A 2631-nucleotide genomic window follows, 5' to 3' on the forward strand; every position below is an offset into this window, starting at 1 on the left:
TCCCACAGGGATTGTATCCATGCCCAAACTCCCAACCGCCATCCAGCTCCACAAAGCCTCGAAAACCCTGACACTCAAGTACGGGCCGAACGAGGAATATCACTTGCCTGCAGAATTCCTCCGGGTGCACTCGCCGTCTGCGGAGGTTCAGGGCCACGGCAAGCCGATCCTGCAATTTGGCAAGCTGGGGGTTGGCCTGACCAAAGTTGAACCGGCGGGCCAATACGCACTGAAATTGACCTTCGACGATGGTCATGACAGCGGATTGTTCACCTGGGAATACCTCTACGAACTGGCGCAACGTCAGGACGATTTGTGGAACGACTATTTGCTTGAGCTGAAAAACGCAGGCAAATCCCGCGACCCTTCCGAGCAAGTCATTCGGCTGATGCTCTAACCCTCGGCCTAGAGCCGCCCGGCGTTTTAGGACGCGCTTTCTAATTCCTTTTGCTTGAATGTGCCGCGCAGCGGCCAATGACTGGTGCTGCTTGCGATTTTTTGCAATCTCGCGTAACCAATGGTTTTGGCAAGTTCCCTGCATCCTCGAATGCAGTCGAAAGGTTTGCAAAGAAGTCGTCGCCAGGCGCGCGATTATTCACGCGTCCACGCGACGGCCACCTCTTAAGGGATAAGGGACAAGCGGTTTAGCCATCATCGGTCACCCGAGCAGTAGTACCGGCAATCGCCTGTGTCACTGATTCACAGGGAAGCGGTACTCACATCAGGACAATGGAGCGTCGTGAATGAGTAGCAGAAACAACGATGACCTGCAGCAACAAGCCTCGGAACACACACTGGGTTTGAACCCGGTCGTGGGTCTGCGACGCAAGGACTTGCTGACCACTGCCCGCATGGTCCTGCGTCAGGCCCTGAAACAACCCTTTCACAGTGCAAAGCACGTCGCCAGTCTGGGCGTTGAGCTCAAAAACGTGCTGCTGGGCAAATCAGCGCTCCAGCCAGCCCCGGAAGACAGACGCTTCAACGATCCAGCCTGGAGTCAGAACCCGGTTTACCGTCGCTATCTGCAGTCCTACCTCGCGTGGCGCAAGGAGCTGCATGACTGGATCGGCGAGAGCAATCTCTCTCCCCAGGAAATCAGTCGTGGGCACTTCGTCATCAACCTGATGACCGAAGCCATGTCGCCCACCAACACCGCCGCCAATCCGGCCGCGATCAAGCGTTTCTTCGAGACCGGCGGCAAAAGCATTCTCGACGGCCTGTCTCATCTCGCCAAGGACTTGGTGCATAACGGCGGCATGCCCAGCCAGGTCAACATGGACGCCTTCGAAGTCGGCAAGAGTCTGGGCACCAGCGAAGGCTCGGTGGTGTTTCGCAACGACGTGCTGGAGCTGATTCAGTACAAGCCCATCACCGAGCAAGTGCATGAACGGCCGCTGCTGGTGGTGCCGCCGCAAATCAACAAATTCTACGTATTCGATCTGAGCCCGGAAAAAAGCCTGGCGCGTTTCTGCCTGCGCAGTAACGTGCAGACGTTCATTATCAGCTGGCGTAACCCGACCAAGGCGCAGCGTGAATGGGGCCTGTCGACTTACATTGACGCGCTCAAGGAAGCAGTCGATGTGGTCACGGCCATCACCGGCAGCAAAGACATCAATATGCTCGGTGCCTGCTCCGGCGGCATCACTTGCACCGCGTTGCTGGGACATTACGCGGCGCTGGGCGATCAGAAGGTCAACGCCCTGACCTTGCTGGTCAGCGTCCTCGATACGACGCTGGACACCGACGTCGCGTTGTTCGTCGACGAGCAGACTCTGGAATCGGCCAAACGCCATTCCTATCAGGCAGGTGTGCTGGAGGGCAGCGACATGGCGAAAGTATTTGCCTGGATGCGCCCTAACGATCTGATCTGGAATTACTGGGTCAACAATTACCTGCTGGGTAACGAACCCCCGGTGTTCGACATCCTGTTCTGGAACAACGACACCACTCGCCTGCCCGCCGCCTTCCATGGCGACCTGATCGAGATGTTCAAGAATAATCCGCTGATCCGCCCCAATGCCCTTGAAGTGTGCGGTACGCCTATCGATCTGAAGCAGGTCACCAGCGATGTGTTTTGCCTGGCCGGGACCAACGATCACATCACGCCGTGGGGCTCCTGTTACAAATCCGCACGACTGTTCGGCGGAAAGACTGAATTTGTTCTGTCCAGCAGCGGCCATATCCAGAGCATTCTCAACCCGCCCGGAAACCCCAAGGCACGCTACATGACCAACAGCGAGATGCCGGTGGATCCAAAGGCCTGGCAGGAAAACGGCACCAAGCACACCGATTCATGGTGGCTGCACTGGCAGAACTGGCTGAGTGAGAGATCTGGAAAGATGAAGAAGTCTCCTGCGAGCCTGGGCAACAAGACCTTTGCGCCCGCAGAAGCATCTCCGGGGACCTATGTGCATGAACGCTAAGGTTTGATGCGACGGGCGGAGTCAGGAATGGTTGCCGATGGCCGTTACAAAGATTGGAGACATATCGCTATCTTTAGACGGACATTGGACCTGTGGGAGCGGTGCTTGCCCGCGATAATGCTGGACGCGGTTCATTTTAGATCGCGTCGCTCTTATCGCGGGCAAGCACCGCTCCCACAGGGATCTCATTCCAATTCAACACTTTGAT

The 2631-nt window shown here is 56.7% G+C and carries 2 protein-coding genes; both read left to right on the plus strand.

The features are described from left to right. Positions 1 to 19: 19 nt before the first annotated feature. Positions 20 to 397, plus strand: a complete 378-nt coding sequence (locus H8S59_RS26720) for a gamma-butyrobetaine hydroxylase family protein (RefSeq protein WP_087274399.1) — start codon at positions 20 to 22, stop codon at positions 395 to 397. A gap of 346 nt (positions 398 to 743) precedes the next feature. Beyond that, positions 744 to 2423 (plus strand): class II poly(R)-hydroxyalkanoic acid synthase, encoded by a 1680-nt coding sequence (gene phaC, locus H8S59_RS26725; RefSeq protein ID WP_187523356.1) that lies wholly within the window; start codon positions 744 to 746, stop codon positions 2421 to 2423. Positions 2424 to 2631 lie beyond the last annotated feature (208 nt).

The organism is Pseudomonas folii, assembly GCF_014357575.1.
Classification (GTDB): domain Bacteria; phylum Pseudomonadota; class Gammaproteobacteria; order Pseudomonadales; family Pseudomonadaceae; genus Aquipseudomonas; species Aquipseudomonas folii.

What these genes read in the sequence shown, in the direction of transcription:
- H8S59_RS26720 (WP_087274399.1), top strand. Translation starts at nt 20, where the DNA reads ATGCCCAAACTCCCAACCGCCATCCAGCTCCACAAAGCCTCGAAAACC.
- phaC (WP_187523356.1), top strand. Translation starts at nt 744, where the DNA reads ATGAGTAGCAGAAACAACGATGACCTGCAGCAACAAGCCTCGGAACAC.